At 44.6% G+C, this 20,503-nt stretch carries 14 protein-coding genes; 3 read left to right on the top strand and 11 right to left on the bottom strand.

The window, feature by feature from the left end; translation table 11 throughout:
- Positions 1-4 precede the first annotated feature (4 nt).
- From lpxK to ACYX4M_RS16190, 3 genes are all read right to left on the bottom strand, one after another.
- Positions 5-1,036, bottom strand: a complete 1,032-nt coding sequence (gene lpxK / locus ACYX4M_RS16200) for a tetraacyldisaccharide 4'-kinase (protein WP_476080892.1) — start codon at positions 1,034-1,036, stop codon at positions 5-7.
- The gene (gene msbA, locus ACYX4M_RS16195; RefSeq protein WP_476080891.1) at positions 1,033-2,781 is read right to left on the bottom strand and encodes a lipid A export permease/ATP-binding protein MsbA; all 1,749 of its coding nucleotides are present in this window, start codon (positions 2,779-2,781) and stop codon (positions 1,033-1,035) included. Before msbA ends, lpxK begins: the two co-directional genes overlap by 4 nt.
- A gap of 272 nt (positions 2,782-3,053) precedes the next feature.
- The gene (locus ACYX4M_RS16190; RefSeq protein WP_476082896.1) at positions 3,054-5,675 is read right to left on the bottom strand and encodes a ComEC/Rec2 family competence protein; all 2,622 of its coding nucleotides are present in this window, start codon (positions 5,673-5,675) and stop codon (positions 3,054-3,056) included.
- A 210-nt stretch (positions 5,676-5,885) separates the two neighbouring features.
- Here ACYX4M_RS16190 and ACYX4M_RS16185 point away from each other — a divergent pair, with 210 nt between their 5' ends.
- Entirely contained in the window at positions 5,886-6,413 is a 528-nt protein-coding gene (locus tag ACYX4M_RS16185) for a DUF2062 domain-containing protein (protein WP_179983377.1), read from the top strand.
- A gap of 214 nt (positions 6,414-6,627) precedes the next feature.
- Here the strand turns inward: ACYX4M_RS16185 and ligA are convergent, their stop codons facing one another.
- From ligA to smc, 3 genes are all read right to left on the bottom strand, one after another.
- The gene (gene ligA, locus ACYX4M_RS16180) at positions 6,628-8,664 is read right to left on the bottom strand and encodes an NAD-dependent DNA ligase LigA (RefSeq protein WP_476080890.1); all 2,037 of its coding nucleotides are present in this window, start codon (positions 8,662-8,664) and stop codon (positions 6,628-6,630) included.
- 247 nt (positions 8,665-8,911) lie between these two features.
- Positions 8,912-10,507 carry a cell division protein ZipA gene (gene zipA / locus ACYX4M_RS16175; protein ID WP_476080889.1) on the bottom strand — a complete coding sequence of 532 codons (1,596 nt, stop codon included), beginning with the start codon at positions 10,505-10,507 and terminating at the stop codon, positions 8,912-8,914.
- Between the two features lie 20 nt (positions 10,508-10,527).
- Entirely contained in the window at positions 10,528-14,049 is a 3,522-nt protein-coding gene (gene smc / locus ACYX4M_RS16170; protein WP_476080888.1) for a chromosome segregation protein SMC, read from the bottom strand.
- Between the two features lie 266 nt (positions 14,050-14,315).
- Between smc and cysZ the strand changes: the two genes are divergently transcribed.
- Positions 14,316-15,053 (top strand): sulfate transporter CysZ, encoded by a 738-nt coding sequence (gene cysZ, locus ACYX4M_RS16165; protein ID WP_476080887.1) that lies wholly within the window; start codon positions 14,316-14,318, stop codon positions 15,051-15,053.
- Between the two features lie 81 nt (positions 15,054-15,134).
- Here the strand turns inward: cysZ and ACYX4M_RS16160 are convergent, their stop codons facing one another.
- Positions 15,135-16,763: an SEL1-like repeat protein gene (locus ACYX4M_RS16160; protein ID WP_476080886.1), complete on the bottom strand. Its 1,629-nt coding sequence runs from the start codon at positions 16,761-16,763 to the stop codon at positions 15,135-15,137.
- Positions 16,764-16,775: 12 nt separating this feature from the next.
- Positions 16,776-17,678, bottom strand: coding sequence for a lipoprotein NlpI (nlpI, locus tag ACYX4M_RS16155; RefSeq protein ID WP_476080885.1), 903 nt, complete (start codon positions 17,676-17,678; stop codon positions 16,776-16,778).
- A 136-nt stretch (positions 17,679-17,814) separates the two neighbouring features.
- On the opposite strand from nlpI, the gene cdd reads away from it, so the two are divergent.
- A complete protein-coding gene (gene cdd, locus ACYX4M_RS16150; protein ID WP_476080884.1) occupies positions 17,815-18,222 on the top strand; it encodes a cytidine deaminase in 408 nt (135 codons plus the stop codon).
- A 98-nt stretch (positions 18,223-18,320) separates the two neighbouring features.
- On the opposite strand, the gene ACYX4M_RS16145 is transcribed toward cdd, so the two are convergent.
- Genes ACYX4M_RS16145 through ACYX4M_RS16135 form a run of 3 tightly spaced genes read right to left on the bottom strand, consistent with a single transcriptional unit; the run spans position 18,321 to position 20,296 of the window.
- Positions 18,321-18,989, bottom strand: a complete 669-nt coding sequence (locus tag ACYX4M_RS16145; protein ID WP_476080883.1) for a hypothetical protein — start codon at positions 18,987-18,989, stop codon at positions 18,321-18,323.
- A 2-nt stretch (positions 18,990-18,991) separates the two neighbouring features.
- Positions 18,992-19,594 (bottom strand): RNA polymerase sigma factor, encoded by a 603-nt coding sequence (locus ACYX4M_RS16140; protein WP_476080882.1) that lies wholly within the window; start codon positions 19,592-19,594, stop codon positions 18,992-18,994.
- A gap of 9 nt (positions 19,595-19,603) precedes the next feature.
- A complete protein-coding gene (locus ACYX4M_RS16135; RefSeq protein ID WP_476080881.1) occupies positions 19,604-20,296 on the bottom strand; it encodes a TonB family protein in 693 nt (230 codons plus the stop codon).
- Between the last annotated feature and the right edge of the window lie 207 nt (positions 20,297-20,503).

Genomic DNA, 20,503 nt, shown 5'->3' with positions numbered 1-20,503 from the left:
GTTATTATTCCTGTCCGTTTTGGTGAATCTTTAAACCTGCTTTGGCAAGTTTTACGTTTACTAAATTAAAAAAATCTGGTGCCAAATGAGCAGTAACGGGTAAGAACCAGCAATCTTCGTGAGCGAAGGATGCCGCTTTTACCGCATCTTTTTCCGTCATTAACACTCTACCATTAGGTATATCTGAGGGCGTTATAGCATGATGATCAGCCAAAGGAGTGGCAGAAGAAATTTGAATACCCATTTCTCTAAGCTGAGAGAAAAAGCGTTGCGGAGAACCGATTCCAGCAATTGCACTGCAAGGCACTTTTTTAATCTCCTCAAGCGTAGTGGTTTTCACTCTGTTAGCAACACAGGTAAAATCCCCTGCGACTAACGTCATCAAATATTGAGGCGCTACGGCATTATTGAATGTTGGCATTGAACGGCTGTTATGGATTAACGCATCAACAGTATTTAAACGCCATTGTCCTTCACGTAGTGGCCCCATGGGTAACAAAAAACCGCTGCCTACTTTTCTGTCATCCATTACCACAACTTCAACATCTCGATGAAGCGCGTAATGCTGAAGGCCATCATCACAGATAATTAAATCACACTGTAATTCGTCACTTAAGTAAGCGGCCCCGCGTGCGCGAAATGGATCAATTACCACGTCACATTGGCTTCTTATAGCTAATAAGCGGGGCTCGTCACCTACTTCAGAGGCATCGTCCTCTCCGTTAACTAGTCGTGGGTAAAACGGCGACTTAGCGCCATACCCGCGACTTAAAATACCAACCTTTACGCCTTGTCTTTGATAGTAATCGGCTAACGCCAATACAACCGGAGTTTTACCGTTTCCACCTACCGAAATATTGCCAACTACGATGACGGGCGCACTCGCTTTGTAAGCTTTTTTAAGGCCTACTTTAAATAATAAACGTCGAAGTGCTGAGACAAAGTAAAACAACAGCGCAAGTGGTGAAAGAAGCCACACCAAAGGATGGCCAAAATACCACTTATCGTGCTTGGTTTTACTTTGCAACTGGCTCACTTAGCCTCACCAAATTGCAGTGCGTGCAGCTGAGCGTAATGACCGCCTTTTTCGAGCAACTCATTGTGTTTGCCTTTCTCGAGAATGCGGCCTTGCTCGACCACCATAATGCAGTCTGCATTTTCAATGGTAGACAAGCGGTGCGCCACAACAATACTGGTACAACGTTTTTGCAGCGTTTCCAGCGCATCTTGAATTAAACGCTCAGATTCAGTATCAAGGGCAGAAGTCGCCTCGTCCAAAATCAGAATGGGCGCTTCGGCAAGGATGGCCCGAGCAATAGCAATACGCTGTCGCTGCCCCCCGGAAAGCATAAGGCCGTTTTCACCGATAACCGTATCTAAACCATCAGGTAGGTTCGATAAGAACTCTTCAACATGGGCCATCTTAGCGGCATTCTCAATGTCTTTTCGCGATACGTTCTCTCGCGCTCCATAAGCAATGTTGTTCGCAATGGAATCGTTAAATAGCGTTACATTTTGTGAAACGACGGCAAACTGGGCTCGCAGATTTTTTAGGTCAATGTCGTTAAGCGGCTTGTCGTCTAGGCGTATTTCACCTTCTTGCGGTACATAAAAACGCGTAAGTAACGATGAGATTGTCGATTTACCACTTCCCGAACGCCCTACTAGAGCAATTGATTGGCCGGGGTTAGCTTTAAAACTCACGTTTGACAATGCAGGTGTCTGCTTGCCCGGGTAAGAAAAGGTTACGTCGTCGAATTCTATTTTACCTGTGGCCCGTTCAACCTTTTCTTTACCTTTATCTTCTTCATCATCTTCATCAAGAATCTCAAATATACTGGCACACGCTGCCATGCCTTTTTGGAATTGGTTGTTAATGGTAGTCAGTTGTTTTAGAGGCTTAAGCAGCATTACCATACAAAATACCACGTTGATAAATACACCAGCCGTAAGCTTTTCTAGCATGCCTGGCGTACTGGCTATAAACAGAACAACAGCAAGTGCTATTGACGCAATAACTTGAATGGACGATACGCTTAATATAGAGGTCACATGAAGCTTCATCGACTGCTGGCGATTGTGGTTGTTTTTTTGTTTGAAGCGCTTTTGTTCTATTTCTTGGCCGCCAAACATGATCACAACTTTGTGACCTTTAACCGCCTGTTCTACTGAAGACGTAAGGTTGCCCATTGATTTTTGGATGCTTTTGCTAACGATGCGAAAACGTTTACTGACAATAGATACAATGACCGCCACGATAGGACCGATCAAGAGAAAAATAAGTGAAAGCTGCCAAGAGTAATAGAACATGACACACAGCAAACCAATAACCAGCGCGCCTTCTCTGACAAGCGTTAACAAAGCCTTTCCAGATGCGTTAGCTACTTGCTCTGTATCATAAGTGACCTTACTGATAAGCCCGCCAACCGCGTGATTGTCGTGGAATGACACGGGTAAATGGATGTATTTATCAAACAGCTGTTGGCGCATGCGCATAACAACTTGGGCACCAATCCAGTTTAATGTGTAGCTGCCTAAGAAATTGAACACGCCGCGCAATAAAAACAATGGAACGATGGCATATGCAGCCATCCGAAGATAGTCTTTATCGTTATTACCTAGTGATTCATCAATCATTGGCTGAAGCTGAGAAAATACAAAAGTATCTACCGCGGAATAACCAATCATACCGATAATGGCAAACACAAAAGGCACTTTATACGCTTTCAGATACTGTAAAAAGCGTTTAATTTGATAATCCGAGTTGTCGGCTTGTTGCATGTAGTTTTTTTAACCTGTTTAAAACGTTTACGAAAACGCGTTAAGAGTATTGTACTCGTTCTCACTCTAATTCACTAATATAGAGGCAAAATTGGTTAGTCTGCCAACTAACTGAACAATGTGTGGCCACTTAACGATTATTTAAAGGTTTTGCTGAATATAAGTGTTTTAGACAATTAGCTTTGTTGCTTAGTATTCTCGATAGCTCGGAGCTAGCTTTTGAGGTGCCGGCTTTTGAGGTGCCGGCTTTAGAGGTGTTAGATGACGATGAGCTAAGGTTGCGCTTCTAGATGTCGCGGGCTTATGCCTCGTAAATACCAGCGCTTATGCAAGGTTTCTCGATGGGTATCTATATAATAACCGCCCTGAGTAAACGTTGCCCTTACATAGCCGTGATAACTGGTTAAATACTGCTTTACTTTATGATGCTTGTATCGCGTAACCACTTCACTTGCCGGAAACTGCCAGCGATTTTCGAAACCTTGGGTAAAGATCACAGCCTCAGGTGCAACGTGCTCTATAAAGATATCTGTAGATGAAGTCTTGCTACCATGATGGGGCGCGATAAGAATGTCAGCACGCAAATGTGAAAAATTCGGTAATAACGCTCTTGCTGTTGCCGAATTATTTTCTTTTTCACGATTATCGGTTATTTCGCTAGTGCTGTTTATTTCACGTGTAAGCAGGGCGTACTCACTTGCCTTTTCAATATCACCTGGGATTAAAACGCTGCCAGATTGGCTAGAAATTCTTACCACACAGGACATGGCATTATTGTCCTGTCTATTACCCTTTGGAGGCCATAAAAATTCAATGATCAAATTCTGCCAATGGATACGCTTTCCTCGTTCGCATCCCGCGGTAGGCGAATGAAAGCTGGCTTGTGTTGCCAACCCGTGTTGCTTAACCGCAGATAAACCTCCCGCGTGATCATTATCACCGTGTGTATGAATAACAACATCAATGCTTGAAACATATGTACTTTCAAGAAAAGGCAGCAAATGTGCGGTCGCAGTATGGGCAATACCGTTAAACTGAGCACCGGAATCTATAATGATTGCTCTATTCCCTTTCGTTACAGCAATCGCGCTAGCCTGACCGGCATCAAAAACGTGAAGCGTCCATTGCTCGTTATTAACGGGTAACCATTTTTGAATGAAACTAAAAAACGGTATGGACAGAATTAGGACACATACTTTCTTGTAGCGCCATGCAGGCAAGAGAAATATAACAAAAGCAGCAATCAAACAGAGCGTAGCACCATTACCTAGGTGAACATCAAATGCGCTTATGGAAAAACCACTAAGCTGGTTCAAGAATGACAATAAATATCCCAAACACGCATCACTTCTTTGAAATAATGTGCTTGCCAATTCTTGGACTGGGCCGAAATGAATAAAATGAAGCAGCAAAAGAGAGAGTAAACAAACAGGCAGCAGCAAAGTAATAACGGGCATGACAATCAAGTTTGCTATAAGCGCAATAATACTCGCATTACCGAACCAGATAAGTGTTAGCGGCATCATTATTAGCGTTAGCGCTATTTGCAATTTTATCAGCGACGCATACCAAGATGCTCGCTGTAGCCCCCACGTGGTCACTAAAAACCAGATACAGACCACCGCACCTACGCTTAAATAAAAGCTTGCACTTAACATAGAAAGCGGGAAAAGCAGCAAACTTAACGCCAGCATAACTAACGCAATATTTACTGGCCTCCAAGCATTATGTGAAAGCGACAACGCGCAGCCAATAGCTATAAGAACCCACGCTCGCACAACGGGCAAGGCACTTCCGCTTAACAGCGCGTAAAAAAAACAAATAACCAAAAGCAAGCAGAGCACTATGGTTCTAATCGGCGCTTTAATAGTTAATAGCTTTGAACGTCGAGTAGTTTTGCTCTCTCCATCACTCGTCTTTAGTCTTAGGCTTATTAAGCTGGCTAAGAAGTACTGCATACGGCCGAATATATCGAAAACCTGTCTGAGTATGAAAATTATCGGGGTAAAAGCTAGTAGGCATATTCCGGCAATAAGTGATAAGTGCATACCCGATATACTAAATATGTGCCCAGTACCTGTGCGTTGTAACAGTACCCAGTTGTTTTTCGTAAACCCAGCCTTATCGCCAAGCAGTAGCGCGCGCCACCAAGTGAGATTAGTAAGATTCTGCGCTTCTAGCGTTGTCGCAAGGTCATAGCGCAATGAATGCTCATGCGCGGTTTTATCGTGCTCTATAGATTTTATGTATCCAGTGACATGAATAAACTGACTGACCAGCTGCTGCTGGCGGCTTGCGCCAACGGGGTTGGCTTTACCGTATGCAGGTTTGAGTTTAACAACCGCTGTAAACATGTCGCCATTGTGCAAACATTGAAGTCCAGCAGGCTTTTCTGACGCTTGGGATCTTATGAGCTGCTTTACACCGCCTAAAGTGCGCTGTGAACTTTTTACTCGTTCAGTACTGTTACTCGAAAACTTGTATTGCTTTTGAGCAAGGCGAACTCTAAAGTTGAAAGCGTAAGGCAAAACAGCAGCCAAGTGTGCTGGTATTATGCCTTTATCTAAAAATGTCGCGGTGCTCTCATCGTTTACTGCCTCAATGCTAACCACATAATTAAAACCAGCTCCTACATCGTCATATTTTCCAGAAACACATCCCCCCGATAAGACTCGCCCCGATATTGTGACATCTTGTTGAATTTTACCCTTGGGCAGTTGCCAAGCGTAGTAAAAATGCCCTACACTCGCCACCCACAGTACGCCGAGTAATAAGCCACTCACTGCACAACATAGCTGTACATCAAAGACGGTCTTATTGGACCTAGGTTTTTCCAAAGAAAACAGTAAGATGACAACTATAGCTATCACCAATATGGCAATCATCAGCGCCATGGTGTCGGTACTTGGAAGTTTTTGCCATAAAACCGCACTAATTGCGCCAACACAAAAACAGCTTAGGCAAATTGTGATACGATTGACCATGTTTTCACGTAGCAATTGAAAGTAAGTGAACGTTGCTAATGCAAAACCGTGCTGCGCAATCCCATTTGCTGTTATTTTTTCTGTCTTTTTTGATTTTATTTTCGAGATGCATTGATATTTATGCCTAAGAAATTTATTCGACGTTTTTTGCCAGATCACCAAAGCATCAAGCAAAACAAAGCGTTAAAAATATTTGGTAGCGTATTGCACGAACCTAATTTATGGCACCTGAACCGTCGCTCTGCATCTGGCGCGTTTGGCATAGGCTTATTTTTTGCGTTCTGGCCTGTGCCGTTTCAAATGTGGCTTTCCGCAGGTTTAGCTATCCCCTTTCGAGCAAACCTTCCCTTGTCTGTCGCAACAGTCTGGGTGACAAATCCATTTACCATTCCCCCCATATTTTATGGCGCTTACAAAGTGGGGACTACTGTACTTGGGACCAAACCTGAACATTTTGAATTCCAGTTTAGCTGGCAATGGGTGGTAGAAAGCATTAACACCATTGGGCCCGCTTTTCTGGTTGGTTGTGGTATTTGTTCTGTGGTCTTCGGGTTGGCGGGTTATTTTTCGTTAAACTGGGTATGGCGCTTTCAAGTGAAAAAAGCGTGGGAAAGACGTAGACAAATGCGTAACCAGACAGCTCAATAACAAAGCCCCGTAGAGTAGATAGCAGCAAGAGTAAATAGCAGCATTTGCTTTCGATACGTTCAAAAAAACGCCACATTTCGAAGTGGCGTTTTTTTGTTTTTATCGGAGGTGAGAATTGACAGTGCCTGTGTTTCGCAATTGAACTGGGTTAGGTCGAAAAGTGCTATCAAAGAGACTTCGGCCTAATTGCATTTTTAGCGTTTATTTCACAGATCTATTTTTCATGCTCAGCGAGGAAGGCAACCAATGCAGCTTCATCCCACACATCTACATCAAGCTCTTGTGCTTTGGTCAGTTTAGAACCTGCTTTCTCACCCGCAACTAAAAAGTCAGTGTTCTTACTCACTGATCCCGCCACCTTAGCACCAAGTAACTGAAGCCGCGCTTTAGCATCAGAACGGCCCATTTCACTTAGCGTGCCGGTAATAACGCAAGTTTTACCTTCAAGAGGCAAGTTATCCGAATCTGGTTTTTCAATGGCGGGCCAATTGATTCCCTCTTTAAGAAGTGCGTCGATCACATCGGTGTTATGCGACTCGTTAAAGAAGTTGAATATATGGGTAGCGACCACTTCGCCCACATCCTGCACTTCTACTAAAGCTTCTAATGAAGCTTCACGAATGGCTTCCAAGGTTTCAAAGTACGAAGCCAAGTTTGCCGCCGTTGCTTCACCAACCTCGCGAATACCCAGTGCGTATAGGAATTTAGCGAGGGTAGTTTGCTTTGATGCTTCAAGAGATGCCAAAAGCTTGCTTGCTGACTTTTCAGCCATACGCTCTAAGCCAACAACATCACCCAATGACAGGGTAAAGAAATCTGCGGGGCTGTGCACGAGATCGGCATCTACTAGTTGGTCAACGAGCTTATCGCCCAGACCATCTATATCAAACGCTTTACGCGAGGCGAAGTGTTTAAGCGCCTGTTTACGTTGCGCTGCACAAATTAACCCTCCGGTACAGCGAGCGACTGCTTCATCTTCAAGCTTTTCAACTTGTGAGTCACACACTGGGCACTGACTTGGGAAACTAATGTCAGTTTCACTACCCGTGCGATTTGCTTCAACTACAGAAACTACCTGAGGGATAACATCACCGGCGCGACGAATAACAACAGTATCGCCAACTTTAACGCCCAACCGGGAAATTTCATCCTGATTATGTAATGTGGCATTAGATACGGTTACGCCACCGACAAAAACAGGCTCTAAACGCGCTACCGGTGTAATTGCCCCAGTTCTGCCCACTTGAAACTCAACGTCCACCAGTTTAGTCACTTCCTCTTGCGCGGGAAACTTCTGAGCAATCGCCCAACGCGGAGCTCGGGCTACAAAACCAAGGGTGGTCTGCAATTCAATACGGTCTACCTTAAAGACTACGCCATCAATGTCATAAGGCAAGTCATCACGCTTTTCCAAGATGTGGTTGTAATAATTTAGGCAACCCTTACCGCCTTCAGCTGTGTCGATATCTGGGCACAACGGCAGCCCCCATTTACCCAATTGTGCAAGGCGCGCGCTGTGGGTTTTAGGTAGTTCAAAGCTTTCTGGTTGTACTACGCCTAGTGAGTACGCATAAAACATCAGCGGGCGTTTAGCGGTGATTTTCGAGTCTAACTGACGCAAACTTCCGGCTGCGGCATTGCGCGGGTTGGCAAAGACCTTACCGCCCGTTTCTTTTTGATGTTCGTTTAATTTTGCAAAGCCATCTCGCGGCATAAACACTTCACCACGCACCTCGACGCGGTCTGGATAGTGATCTCCTCGAAGGGTTAAAGGTACATTTGAAATAGTACGCACGTTAGCAGTGATGTTTTCGCCTACCTGTCCATCGCCCCGCGTTGCAGCGCGAACTAATTCACCGTTTTCGTACAAAATACTCACGGCTAAGCCATCTAACTTAGGCTCACAGCTAAAATCCAAAGTAGCAGTATCTTTAAGCCTGTCTTTTAAGCGCTTCTCAAATGCTAGTAGAGACTCTTCATCGAAGGCGTTATCTAGCGACAGCATAGGCACATCATGAGTAACTTGCTCAAATGCAGACAGCGCAGCGCCTCCCACCTTTTGACTTGGAGAATTGGGGCTATGCAATTCAGGATATTGTTTTTCAAGCGCTATTAACGCCTGCATCTCTCTATCATAAACGGCGTCGGGAACCGATGGATCGTCTAGTACATAGTACTGATAGTTGTACTCATTTAACGTGTTGCGAAGTTGTGCAACTTGTTGCTTTGCTTGTTCTAAAGAGTCTGACATGGAGTTGTTTTCACGCCGTATAAATAATTAAAAAGTTTTACAATTTGTTGCTTAGGCTACTTAACCCAAACTAGCTTATGTTTTAAATGGAGCTGCTAAGCGTCGCTTTTCATCGGCTGGTATACTATGCAGCCAAGCTATAGCGCTCCTCAATAGAAAAGGACCTGGGTATAAGCCAAGTCCTTTTTATTACGCTATCACGCAAACACGTATAAAGCGTGCGATATCGACACTTAAATAACTTGCATTAGCTGCGAGCAATCATACGCTTGCGTTCAAATTCACGAATTTTTTCGACGTATTGCTGTAAGCCCTGTTTAGTTAACACGCTGCGACGACCATCTAGTACCTGAGCGCCGAACTCGTCTGCCAGCTTACGTGCCGCGTTGTGCATCATATTAAATACTTGATGAGGGTCGCCTTCAATGGGCAATATCATAAACAAAGATACACCTTGGGTTTCAAAATTTTCCAAGTTATCAATATCAAAAACACCCGGCTTGAACATGTTAGCTAGGCTAAACAGTACTGGCCCCTTGCCATTGGAGTTAACGTGACGGTGGAAGATGTCTTGGTCACCAAACTTAAACCCTAGCGTAAGAAGCATTGGCAAAAGCGCAGCACCAGAAATCGGCTCACCTTCTGGCGTTCTTACGTTCAACACCAATACTTCAGGTTCAACACTTGACGGTTTCGCAGGCTCAGATGAGCTGGTCGCACCGTCACTGTGTGTGTCATTAGCGCTGAAGCTCTCTTCCCCTAAATTAGGATTACCCTGCTCACTGGTGTCGAAGTCGATACGCATTTGGTCATCACCAAAATTAGGCTCTTCCCGCTTTCTAACTGGTGTTTTGTTTCGCTTACTACGTGCAAAACGGCGCGGCTGTTCATTCTCTTCCTGGGTACCCCGCGAAGAAGTTACTTCCTCTTGCGCGTCTAAACTAAAAGTAGCCACTTCTCGCTCGTTCTTAGCTGGCGCTTTACTTGGTGCTGGTTCTTCTTCAAGCGTAGGGTCTACATAAAACTTTTGTGCAGGGCGAACCGGTGCTGCGGGCGCCTGTTGGGGTTGCGCCGTGGTTTGGTTATCGGAGTACCCGTTATCTGCGTCATTAGCGTTGGATAGCGCTGAATAAGACGCGCCTTGTGCGTTTTCTTCGCTCTTAGTTTGTGGCGCTGACTGAGCCTCATCATCGCCTTCCCGAAGTAGAAAACCTGGAGGCTCAGGGAAAGCTGCAACGTTTTCATCGCTTTTATTTGCTGCAGTATCAAACGAACGAGCCTGACCTTTCATGTGTGGTTTGGGGTTCGTTACTACAGAACCATACAGCTTAGGCGCTTCTTGAGCGTCTTCTTTTTCGCTCTCTTTTTCGCCGTCGCTTTCACCCTCTTTTACGACTGGTGACACCGAAGAATCATCATTGCTGCTACCGCCATTGTGCTCTTCGACAGCGTCGTCTTTACTGCTATGGATGTGACTAGATGGAGTAGATTGACGAGAGGGATTGCTCTCGCCACCACCGAATTGTTGAGGTTCGCTGTCGTTTAGCGGGTTATTCGGGCTATCATAAAACGACTGGCTCGAAGCTGCGCTGTTCTCATCTGCTCTATTATGCGAGCTTTGCGGATTGCTAACCACTCGAACCGCACCAATACCAAGCTCATCAAAGCCTTCCTGAGCTTCGGCCTCTAATTCGCCATCATCATCCTGCCATTGTCGGGGCTCTAAGCGCTCTTTTTCCGAAGGCTTACCGTTTTTACGAATTTTCCAAATACCGTGGGCAAGCACAGCAATGATAAAAACCGTGCCCCCAAGGAGTAAAAATAGACGTAATTGATCTTCCATTTAATTTCTTTCGCCCTTTGTTATGCTTCTGCGAAGGCTACAGCCTCGTCAACATCTACCGCTACCATACGTGAAACTCCAGGTTCCGCCATAGTAACACCAGTTAGGTGACTAGCCATTTCCATCGCTATTTTATTGTGGGTGATATAAATAAACTGCACTGTTTGTGACATTTCTGACACTAAGTTACAAAAGCGCCCTACATTTGCATCATCCAATGGTGCATCTACTTCATCCAGCAAGCAAAATGGTGCTGGATTTAATCTAAAAATAGCAAACACCAATGATAAAGCGGTTAATGCTTTTTCTCCACCGCTTAAGAGGTGAATCGTACTATTTTTCTTACCAGGGGGGCGAGCCATTATCGTCACCCCGGTCTCCAATAAGTCATCATCGGTAAGTGCTAGGTATGCTGACCCACCGCCGAAGACTTTAGGAAATAACATTTTAAGGTCTTCGTTAACCTGCTCAAAAGTGTTTGAAAAGCGCGTGCGGGTTTCTTTATCAATTTTCCGAATGGCTGATTGTAGCGTTTCTAAGGCTTCAGTAAGGTCGTTGTGCTGTGTATCTAAATGAGATTTTCTTTCTGACTGAGCTTCATACTCCTCGACCGCAGCTAAGTTCACTGCCCCTAAACGCTGCAAATTAGCCTGCGTTTTTTCAAGGTCATCTTGCCAGCGTTTCTCTTCGGCGTCTTCGGGTAAGGTTTCTACGATGCTTTTCAGTGACTGCTGTGTTTCGTCAAGCTGCTCTAGGATCGTGTTTGCGCGTACACGATACCCTTCAATATCGATGTTAAGTTTATCGATGTTTGTCTGTCGGGTTTGAATGTCTTTACCTAGAGCCTGATGCCCTTTTTCAGCTTCTCGCAACCATTGCTCAATATCTTCAAGGCTGCGCTGCTTAGCGCTTTTCAGCTGTTCTAATTCCGCTTTGTTTTCTAACAGAGACTGAAGTTCTGCTTCCTGAATTTCTTCAGGAGACGTCAGGTGCGCTAGTTCTTTTTGCAACCTTTCTTTGTTTTTTATGTATTCTTCACGCTGCTCAAGGTTACGCGTAACCTGTTGACTGTATAAGTTTTGATGATTTTCAAGCTGCTGCTTTTTTAACGCAAGCTCATGATTTTGCGACGTTAATGAATCGACTGAGGCCCGCAATTCTGACGTAGTTCGCTCATTTTCTTCACGCTTGGTGTTAACTTCATCAATGTGCACTTCATATTCAAGGATTTGCGCTTCTTGAAGTTCTAATTTTTCAGACAGTAGCGCTAACTGCTCTTCTTCTTTAGCAAGCATTAACTCTTGCTTTGCCAATTCATCATTGAGTTTAGCGCTGCGAGTAGACTGCTGCTCTTGTTGCATTTCAAGTAAAGATAGCTTGTTTTTAATCTGAGCCCGTTGATTTTCTTTTTCAGCTAAGGCGTTTTGAGCCGTATGCTTTTTAGCTTCGATTGTTTCAAGAGCCTGCTTCGCTTCCTCAATGGAATGCTCGACTTCTTCAATGAAAATCTCAATAGCTTCAATATTACCTGTAAGCGATTTGATTTTGTTAGCACGCTGTAGAGCACCGTCATTCACCTCACCTGGTTTAACGACCCAATGGGAGCTGGCCCATAAACCTGAAGGTGAGATTGCGCTAGAAAAGCCATTACCATCGCTTTTCATCTCGTCATCAGATAAGTGTTCCACCTTACTTTTCAGGTCTTTATCGTCTTCACACAGGTAGATATCATCAAAAAATGCGGGAACACGTACCAGTGAAGTGTTGCTTCCGCCAAGCTCGGTTAATAAGGCATGGGCTAAAGAGCCGACTTTTGCCGAACCTGTTAACACGCTTTCGGTGTATACCTTTATGCCTGAAGGAAGACGCGATTTGTTTTTAAGAAGCTCTTTTACGGGGTAGCTTTTGGCAACCACAGGGTCCTTGGCGTGCTGCAAAATGGCTTCAATACAGGGTGCTAACGCTTGGCTTGAACTAAATTGCTGCCAAAGCTTTTCAATTCCTTCTAGCTGCACATTTTCGAAGTTAGAGGCATCTTGCTGAAGAGCTTCTAGGGCAGATTTTGTTGATTGCGCGGTTTGCAGCTGACCCAGCGCCTCACGACGTTTCGCTTCAATGACTTGCACTTCAGCATGTTGTTTCTGTACTGTCTCGCTAGCTGCTTGAACCGCCTGTTTACCTTCTTCAATATCGAAATCTAACTCGTTTGCTTGCTCATCTAGCAATGCAATTTGCTCTGAATAATCTTCGTCATCGAGTTGTTTTAGCTCGTCTTGCAGTTCGCTAATACGCTGAGATGTACGAAGCTGCATACTCATTGTGGACTGAATTTGGCTATGGCACTGTTGCACGTCTTGTCGAAGCTGGTTGTACGTTTGCTCTTGTTCACGTGCTTTCGCGTTAAACTCTCTTAAAGCCTGCTCAACGTCTTCAAAACGTGCTTTTGCATGTTCTAGTTCAGCTTCTTTAAGTGCAAGCTCTGGCTCAATGTTTTCAAGCGCCTCGTTTGATACGGCAAGTGCTTCCTGTGCCTCATCAATAGAGTGGTTTAGCAATTCATGCTGTTCGTTGATTCGCGTTAATTCTTGCTCTATTTGCCCTTGTCGCTGTTTCGCATGCAGAGCGTTTTGCTCTAAACGCGTTATTGCATTGCTGGTGGTGAATAATTGCTGCTGAAGATCATCGATGGCTTGCTTGGTTTCGACTTGCCTAGTTTTATACGACTCAAGCCCGGCTTCGTCACCTTGTAACCTAGCATTCAAATCGTCGACTTCTAGTTGCAGTGTTTGCTGCTGCTTTTGCAGCGCTTCAATATGTTCGCTATTTTTAAGAAATCTAATCGCCGCAAGCTGGCCTTTTAACTCTCTGGCCTGCGCGCGTAAAGTTTTATAGCGGGTTGCTGCCGCGGCTTGTCGCTGTAATTTTTCTAACTGCTTGCCAAGTTCATCGCGCACATCGTTTAAGCGTTCGAGGTTGTCTTGCGTATGTCTTATACGATTTTCTGTTTCTCTGCGGCGCTCTTTGTACTTTGATATTCCCGCCGCTTCTTCAATAAACACGCGCAGTTCTTGGGGCTTAGATTCGATAAGCCTTGAGATCATACCTTGCTCGATAATGGCGTAAGAGCGTGGCCCTAGCCCTGTTCCTAAAAACAGGTCGGTAACGTCTCGCCTGCGACATTTGGTACCGTTGAGGAAGTAAGTCGACGTGGCATCTCGGGTGACTAATCGTTTAACAGACAGTTCGTTGTAATTGGCAAATTCGCCCGCGATCCGCCCTGCACTGTTATCGAAAACAAGTTCAACGCTACACTGCCCCACGGGTTTTCGTGAAGATGAACCATTGAAGATCACGTCTGTCATCGCATCGCCGCGTAGATTCTTCGCTGAACTTTCACCTAATACCCAGCGAACAGCATCAATAACATTGGATTTACCACAGCCATTTGGCCCAACAATGGCAGTCATTTCCCCAGGAAATGGAATAGAAGTAGGCTCAACAAAGGACTTGAAGCCCGCTAGCTTTATCTTCTTAAGCCTCACGCATCATCCCTCTGATATGCAGAGTTGATTGACGAAATTGTCATAGTTTCAGCCCAATATCCCTTGGCGGGATGCTGAATTAGCGGATGATATGGAAATGATGTAATCACACAGAAGGTTCTTTTGTTATTATGTTTCGACTCTACCAAAACTAACAGCTTGTAACAATTACCATTTCAGTGAGTTGGGCACAGAACGCGCCAAGGGCGTATGATAGAGAAAATAGTTAATAAACAAAGCGTTTAAAATAACGCGAAGGAGTACGAATGAGTTCAGGTGGTGTGCATTATTTCTTTGAAGGCTTTTCGCTTATCAAAACGAAAGGGCTAAAGCGTTTCGTGTTTGTGCCCCTGACTATAAACCTTGTTCTGTTTTCCGTTGCTTTTTATTTCTTGTTCAGTCAAATAGAAATGGGCATAGCCTATGTTATCGACCTTGTACCTGAATGGTTAGGCTGGATAAAAACGGCTATCAGTTTCTTCTTATGGCCTTTAGCGGTGATCAGTGTGTTACTTATCTTCGCACTTATTTTTGGCACGCTGGCCAACTGGATTGCAGCGCCTTTCAACGGCGTATTGTCAGAAAAGGTTGAGCGTCATTTAACGGGTCAAGACCTGGGTGATGAAGGCGTTATGTCTTTGGTAAAAGACATTCCCCGTACCGTGGGTCGCGAACTGACTAAACTTATTTGGTATTTACCTCGCGCCATCGGTTTTTTGTTACTGTTCTTTTTCCTACCTATTATCGGGCAAGTACTTTGGTTCTTATTTAACGCCTGGATGATGGCGATACAGTATTGTGACTATCCTTATGATAACCACAAGGTAGATTTCACTCGAATGCGCTTGCACCTGGGCGAACACAAAGGAAAAGCAATGACCTTTGGCATGATGGTAAACGTGTTCTCGCTCATTCCCGTGGTGAACTTCATTGTTATGCCGGTAGCAATTTGTGGTGCCACATCTATGTGGGTAAGAGAGCTGAAGCCTACGCTTCGTGGGTAGCGAGAAATAACCCGTTGCAGTATTTGTGAAGGTGGTTGTTGAATAGAACTATGGCGTTATCGAAAAAGAGTGTGCGGCTGCTTATTTGGTGCCGGTAAATGCTTCGTACTCAGCTAGCCAGTGGGCCGCCTCTTTTCGATTACCGCTATTGTGAAAAGCTTGGAAGAAATTCATTGAGATGGGCCGCTGCGCATTTTGCTTTTCTAGCTGTTGCTGCCAAAGGACCAGATATAAAGGCGGGATCACGCCGCTATCGTGGTGTTCCATAAAGGTGATTCGTCGGCTAGGTTTGTAGCTATTAATCCCCAACACTGCACATGTTTTAGCGCGAGCGATAATCGTTGCGGGGTCTATGGCCAGCCAATTCTCTACCGTTTCATGAGGTGCATACCAATAATCTGTATCCACAACAACGTTGGGCGGTCTAAAGTCTTCAATTCCATCTTCATCACACAGTTTGTTTGCCATACCCTTGCCAATAGGGTATTCGTCAGCGAAGCCAGCAAAATGCGCTAGTTCGTGCACGAAAACTGTATAAGCGTCACTAATATCTAAATACATTACACCATTTTGAACATTCGCTTTTCCCTGCTCGGCCACGACAACTGCATGACTAAACTTACGCTTTTTGGCAATACTTGCTAACGGGGAAATATCACACCCCAAGATACCAGCCCTTCTGTAGTTGGCATCGCACTCCAACACATCGGAATTAAGCCAAATAGGCGGCGCTAAGCAAATAGAAAGCTCTTTAAGACGCGTATCATTGTTAAATGATTGATAATGTTCATGCGCTCGCATGATGGTCGCTAAGCTTGTAGCAAAAGGTTGCACACGTTGCAGGCAATTTGCTTTATCGTCCCAATGAAGCGCACCAGATTGCTTTATTGCTTGCGCTACTGAGTAAGGAGAATAAAGCTTAATAACGTTTAGGGCTTTTTTCGCTTGTTGATGGCCTTTTTGCGCCGCGAATTTAAAATGCGGCTTAGCTTGTGAGAAGTTGCCCTCGTCCCATAAAAGCATTGCGTACTTGAACGCACTTTGCATATCTAGCCTAGCTGTAGCTTCCAGCAGTGGTTTGGCTAACTGCTGTTGCCCATGAAGTAAGTACCAATCGGCCAGTGCAGCCTGTGCAGGCAAATATTCTTGTGACGCTGCGCGTATCAGCCACTTTTCTCGCTTTTCTGGCGAATCGGTAGACATTGCAAAGGCGAGTTGTGCTTCAGCTACATCGCCGAGTGCTGCTAGGCGCATAAAACGCTCTGAAGCACCCTCTTCACCTAAAATTTGGTACAACAACCACGCAGCATCCGCATTTTCTAGGTTAACAAGCTTTTCCAGAAAATAGGTGGCTGTCTCTTGGTCAACAGAAACCGTAGAAGAAAAGCCATTGTTATATGCGCTCTCAAATATTTCGAGCATGTGGACTTGGGCAGTGTCACTACCCTGCTTTGCAGCCAGCCATAGCAGCGCTAGCGCGTTATCTCGTGAATTATTTTCAAGGGTAGTATCGCTGCTATCTGGGGCAATAGCATCAGGCTGAGCGCTATCGGACTCGCCTGTTTCCTCACTTTCTAACGAAGTTCCACCTACAATTTGATGTGATGGTGATAGCACGCTAATCGCGTTTGAGATAAGTTGAGGGGCGTAGCGCCCGCTATCGCCCGCAACGATGAGCAGTGCGAAGACTGCTAAAAATAAGCCTCGCATAATGCTTTGCGTTTACTCTTCGCTGACTACTTTGTTGCTAGCTTTATCACGCAAACGGTTAAGTTCCATTCTTGCGTAACGATGCTCTACGTAATCGAATACATTTGTACTTAGCGCAAGCTTAAAGTAATTCGATGCGATTCCACTATTTCCGTGCAGAGAATGAAATTTACCTAAGTAGAAATACGCTTCACATAATCGATCAGTGAGTGCTTTTTGGCTTTTAACACCGTCTAGCAGTGAGTTAAGCACATCATTTTCACCGACACTACCTAGGAATAAATCCACCAGCGTGGTTGCCCAATGTTCATTGTCGAGCGTAGGACGAATCGACGCTAAGTAAGTTTGCCCTTCAAGTTCTGTCACATCGTGATGCGCAAAGTAAGCCCACAGCGCACGAAACGGATCGCTGTCATCTTTCTTAAAAAAGCGATTTAAATCTTCAACGGCAAGCTCTGCTCTACCGCCATAATAAAGCGCGATACCACGGTTTAAGAACGCGAAATCATACTCTGGGTTAATTTCTAACGTAGAGTCAAATGCCTCATAAGCTTGAAGGAAGTCACTCTGTTGAATGTAATGAATACCCATAGAGTTATAGGCTTCAGCTAAATCGGGCTTTAAGTTAATTGCTTGTGTGTAATCGAACTGAGCTAGACCTGCAAGACCTACACTGTCATAAAGCATGCCTCGTTGAAAATGCAGTTCGGCTTTGTCTTCATCTGAAAGCGCCGGGCTAGTTAATACCTGATTATAGCGTGCTATTGCCATCTCAGAACGCGGATTTATAGGAGCAGGCTCAGCTAAAAGCAGATTTCCCATCTGTGGTCTTTCTGAAACTGGGGGTGTTTGCGCACAACCGGTTAAAATAGCAGCGAATAGAGAAAAAAAGATGAGACTAACGTTTCTGCACATGGTAAAAAAGCATTCTATAAAAAAAGAAAAAACCGCCTGAGTATTAAATATACGCTTGTCCGCGGCGCTAATGCCGCCAACCTTCTCGCATTTGATGATAAAAGTAAAGCGTATTGGGTGGTTAACACAGGTAGCTATGAAGAAAAATAATTTAGAACAACTATCACAACTTGCTTTTAACGCACAGAAAAACTCTCATTCACCCTATTCCAATTTTAAAGTTGGTGCTGCAGTGCTTACCCCGAATGGGGAAACCTTTGCTGGGTGTAACGTGGAAAGCGCGGCCTTCCCTTTAGGGCAATGTGCAGAAGCCACTGCTATTGGCAATATGGTTGCGCAAGGCCAGAAGCGCATTTCACACATCGTTATTGCCAGCCCAAACGAAGAATTTTGTTTTCCATGCGGCGGTTGCAGACAAAAAATCGCCGAGTTCGCGCCAGATGAAACGCCCGTGACCATGATTAGTCAAAGTGGTGAAAAGTTTGAAACCACAATTGGTGAATTACTTCCCAATGCCTTTAGGGCGCACGATCTAGACAAATAGGTTTATCACGATACCTTGCAATAACGAGGCTCTGGAAGGTTCCACATCTACCAGCCTCGTTTTTGCGTTTCTAAAAATAAATTGCACGCATTTATATATCAGCACATCAACGGCTTAGTAGACTGTTTTATAGACAGTATCCTTCCTTGACTATCGAATGCTAGCGCAACTTGAGTACCTACGTTGATATCCCCTTCTATACGGCCGTTAATATCTAACGATGTAATAAGGCTCTCAGAAACGACAACTTGCTGATTTTCACAATTTACTAGTAGCCAATAACCATCTTGTGATTGCAATGTAGCTGGCTGCTGGGTTACCGCTTTAGCAACTAAACTACTCTCGACATATTGGCGAGTATAGGCATTGAAACGGGCTTGATAGTCATTATTGAGATTATTAGCCAGCATTTTATCTTCACCTGCAAAACCGTGGTAATGAACAATATCTACGCTGTGTGCAGCAGTTTGCATACCTGGCGAGTGGCGACTTTGGAATGTTCCGATGTTGTACACCCCGAGCATGGCAACAATAGCAAAAGCCACAGCGGTAAAACGAAGGGTTGATGATGCGAAATAGGCGCGAAGGTGCGAAGCCACCGCAGCAAACATAAGCTCTGATTCTCTTTCGTTTACTTTCGCCTTGTTGTGCGCAAGCACGTTGGTGCGTACCCGGGCGTTTGCTTTTTGAGTTGTTGAATCATTTTGCTTTTGGATCAGCTGGCTGCGTTTGAAGGCTTCTTGTAGCTCTTTATCTGAGATAGACATGATTACAATTTCTCCAGCATAATTTTAAGACTGTCTTTTGCATATCGAATTCGTGTCTTAACCGTTTCTTTTTCAGCGCCGCACATATCAGCTATTTGCGATAAACTAAAACCTTCAAACTGCAATGAAAGCGCCTCTTTCTGTTTGTAAGGCAATTGCGCTAAACAAGCTTTAAACACGTCTTTTTCTAACCCTTTGGCCACGTCATCTTCTACCGAAGACTGCGCATGCTTAACTAGCTCAGAAACAGTAAATTCTTCTACAGCTTCGTTACTATATTCAAGCTTGGCGTTTTTACGAAACTCATCAATAAGTGCTCGCCTAGCAATAGTGAACAGCCAAGCTTGGAAATTGTCGCCACTTTTAAATAAATGGCGGTTCTCAATAACTTTTATCCATGTACGCTGGCTTATATCTTCAGCTATGGTGCTATCGCTTAATACCTTAAGAAAATAAAATAGCTTGATGCTGTGTAAATCAAAAAGTGCGGCTAACGATGCTTCATCACCTTTTGCGCTGTATTGCAGCATTAGCCTTTCACTCATTCCCAACGCTGTTTCGCGCTTACCTTGAAACAGGCTTTGCAAGCTTGCGCCTATACTCATAGGCTATCCTTATTGTTCTAGTTTGAAATCTAATACTACAACCATACCCGGTTGACTAACAGGTTTACCGCCATCCAACTTAGGCTTGTACTTCCATTTTTTAAGCGCGCGGCGTGCTGCTCTATCGAACATACGCTTGGGCTCAGAATCTAATACCTTTATATCCGATACAGCACCGCTAGCACTTACCGTAAACCCAAGCTTTACCCAACCTTCAACACCGTCTCGACTCGCCTCTGGCGGGTACGTAGGATCAACCCTGAACTGAGGCGTAGCCTGCATATCACTTTGAACACTATTCAGATTTATTGATAAATCTAAAGCCGTATTAGGAACCTGTGTGTTTATTTCGAAATTACCTGGGCCGTCATTTGGCTCAGGGTCAATCTCGACCTTTTTTTGCGGCGGCGTTTTGATGACTTGCTCAATAGGCGCTATGGGCTTTTTGGTAATAGTTCGTTCATCTTCAGGCTGATAAATGATGGGTTCAAAAAACACCGGCGGCGCTTCACTTACATGCACCTTATCTTGCCTTATCAGCTCTGCCATTAAAATGAATAGACCGGCAGTAACCACTCCCCCTGCAAGAGCAATAGTGGTTGCGTTGATAGCCCGCTTGTGGAAAGGCGCTTTTGCGAAAGGTAGTAGGCTAGGTTGTACCAGATCTTGTGAATTAGCGCGTGGTAGAATTGTTGTTTGCATATTGTTCCCCCTTTTTTCACTAAACGGAGGAACTAAAGAAAAGGGGTGAAAATATTTATTACTTTCCTGCAATTGGCCTTACAGCTTTTAAAGCAAGCTTGGCAGGCCTTTAATCATTATTTTTATCTTGGCGCTTATTTAGCTTCGCTGCTGCCATAAAGCCGATAATAAAAATGGCGAAGATAACCACGCCTACCCAAATCAATA

The sequence above is a fragment of the Alteromonas sp. ABV4_150 genome, from assembly GCF_056311745.1.
The sequence above is the reverse complement of the archived record's forward strand: the minus strand, read 5'-3'. Positions and strand labels throughout refer to the sequence as shown.

Bases quoted from the DNA above. Each gene is read 5' to 3' on its own strand.
- msbA (WP_476080891.1), bottom strand. From the start codon at position 2,781: ATGCAACAAGCCGACAACTCGGATTATCAAATTAAACGCTTTTTACAG.
- ACYX4M_RS16190 (WP_476082896.1), bottom strand. From the start codon at position 5,675: ATGGCGCTGATGATTGCCATATTGGTGATAGCTATAGTTGTCATCTTA.
- ACYX4M_RS16185 (WP_179983377.1), top strand. From the start codon at position 5,886: ATGCCTAAGAAATTTATTCGACGTTTTTTGCCAGATCACCAAAGCATC.
- ligA (WP_476080890.1), bottom strand. From the start codon at position 8,664: ATGTCAGACTCTTTAGAACAAGCAAAGCAACAAGTTGCACAACTTCGC.
- zipA (WP_476080889.1), bottom strand. From the start codon at position 10,507: ATGGAAGATCAATTACGTCTATTTTTACTCCTTGGGGGCACGGTTTTT.
- cysZ (WP_476080887.1), top strand. From the start codon at position 14,316: ATGAGTTCAGGTGGTGTGCATTATTTCTTTGAAGGCTTTTCGCTTATC.
- ACYX4M_RS16160 (WP_476080886.1), bottom strand. From the start codon at position 16,763: ATGCGAGGCTTATTTTTAGCAGTCTTCGCACTGCTCATCGTTGCGGGC.
- nlpI (WP_476080885.1), bottom strand. From the start codon at position 17,678: ATGTGCAGAAACGTTAGTCTCATCTTTTTTTCTCTATTCGCTGCTATT.
- cdd (WP_476080884.1), top strand. From the start codon at position 17,815: ATGAAGAAAAATAATTTAGAACAACTATCACAACTTGCTTTTAACGCA.
- ACYX4M_RS16145 (WP_476080883.1), bottom strand. From the start codon at position 18,989: ATGTCTATCTCAGATAAAGAGCTACAAGAAGCCTTCAAACGCAGCCAG.
- ACYX4M_RS16140 (WP_476080882.1), bottom strand. From the start codon at position 19,594: ATGAGTATAGGCGCAAGCTTGCAAAGCCTGTTTCAAGGTAAGCGCGAA.
- ACYX4M_RS16135 (WP_476080881.1), bottom strand. From the start codon at position 20,296: ATGCAAACAACAATTCTACCACGCGCTAATTCACAAGATCTGGTACAA.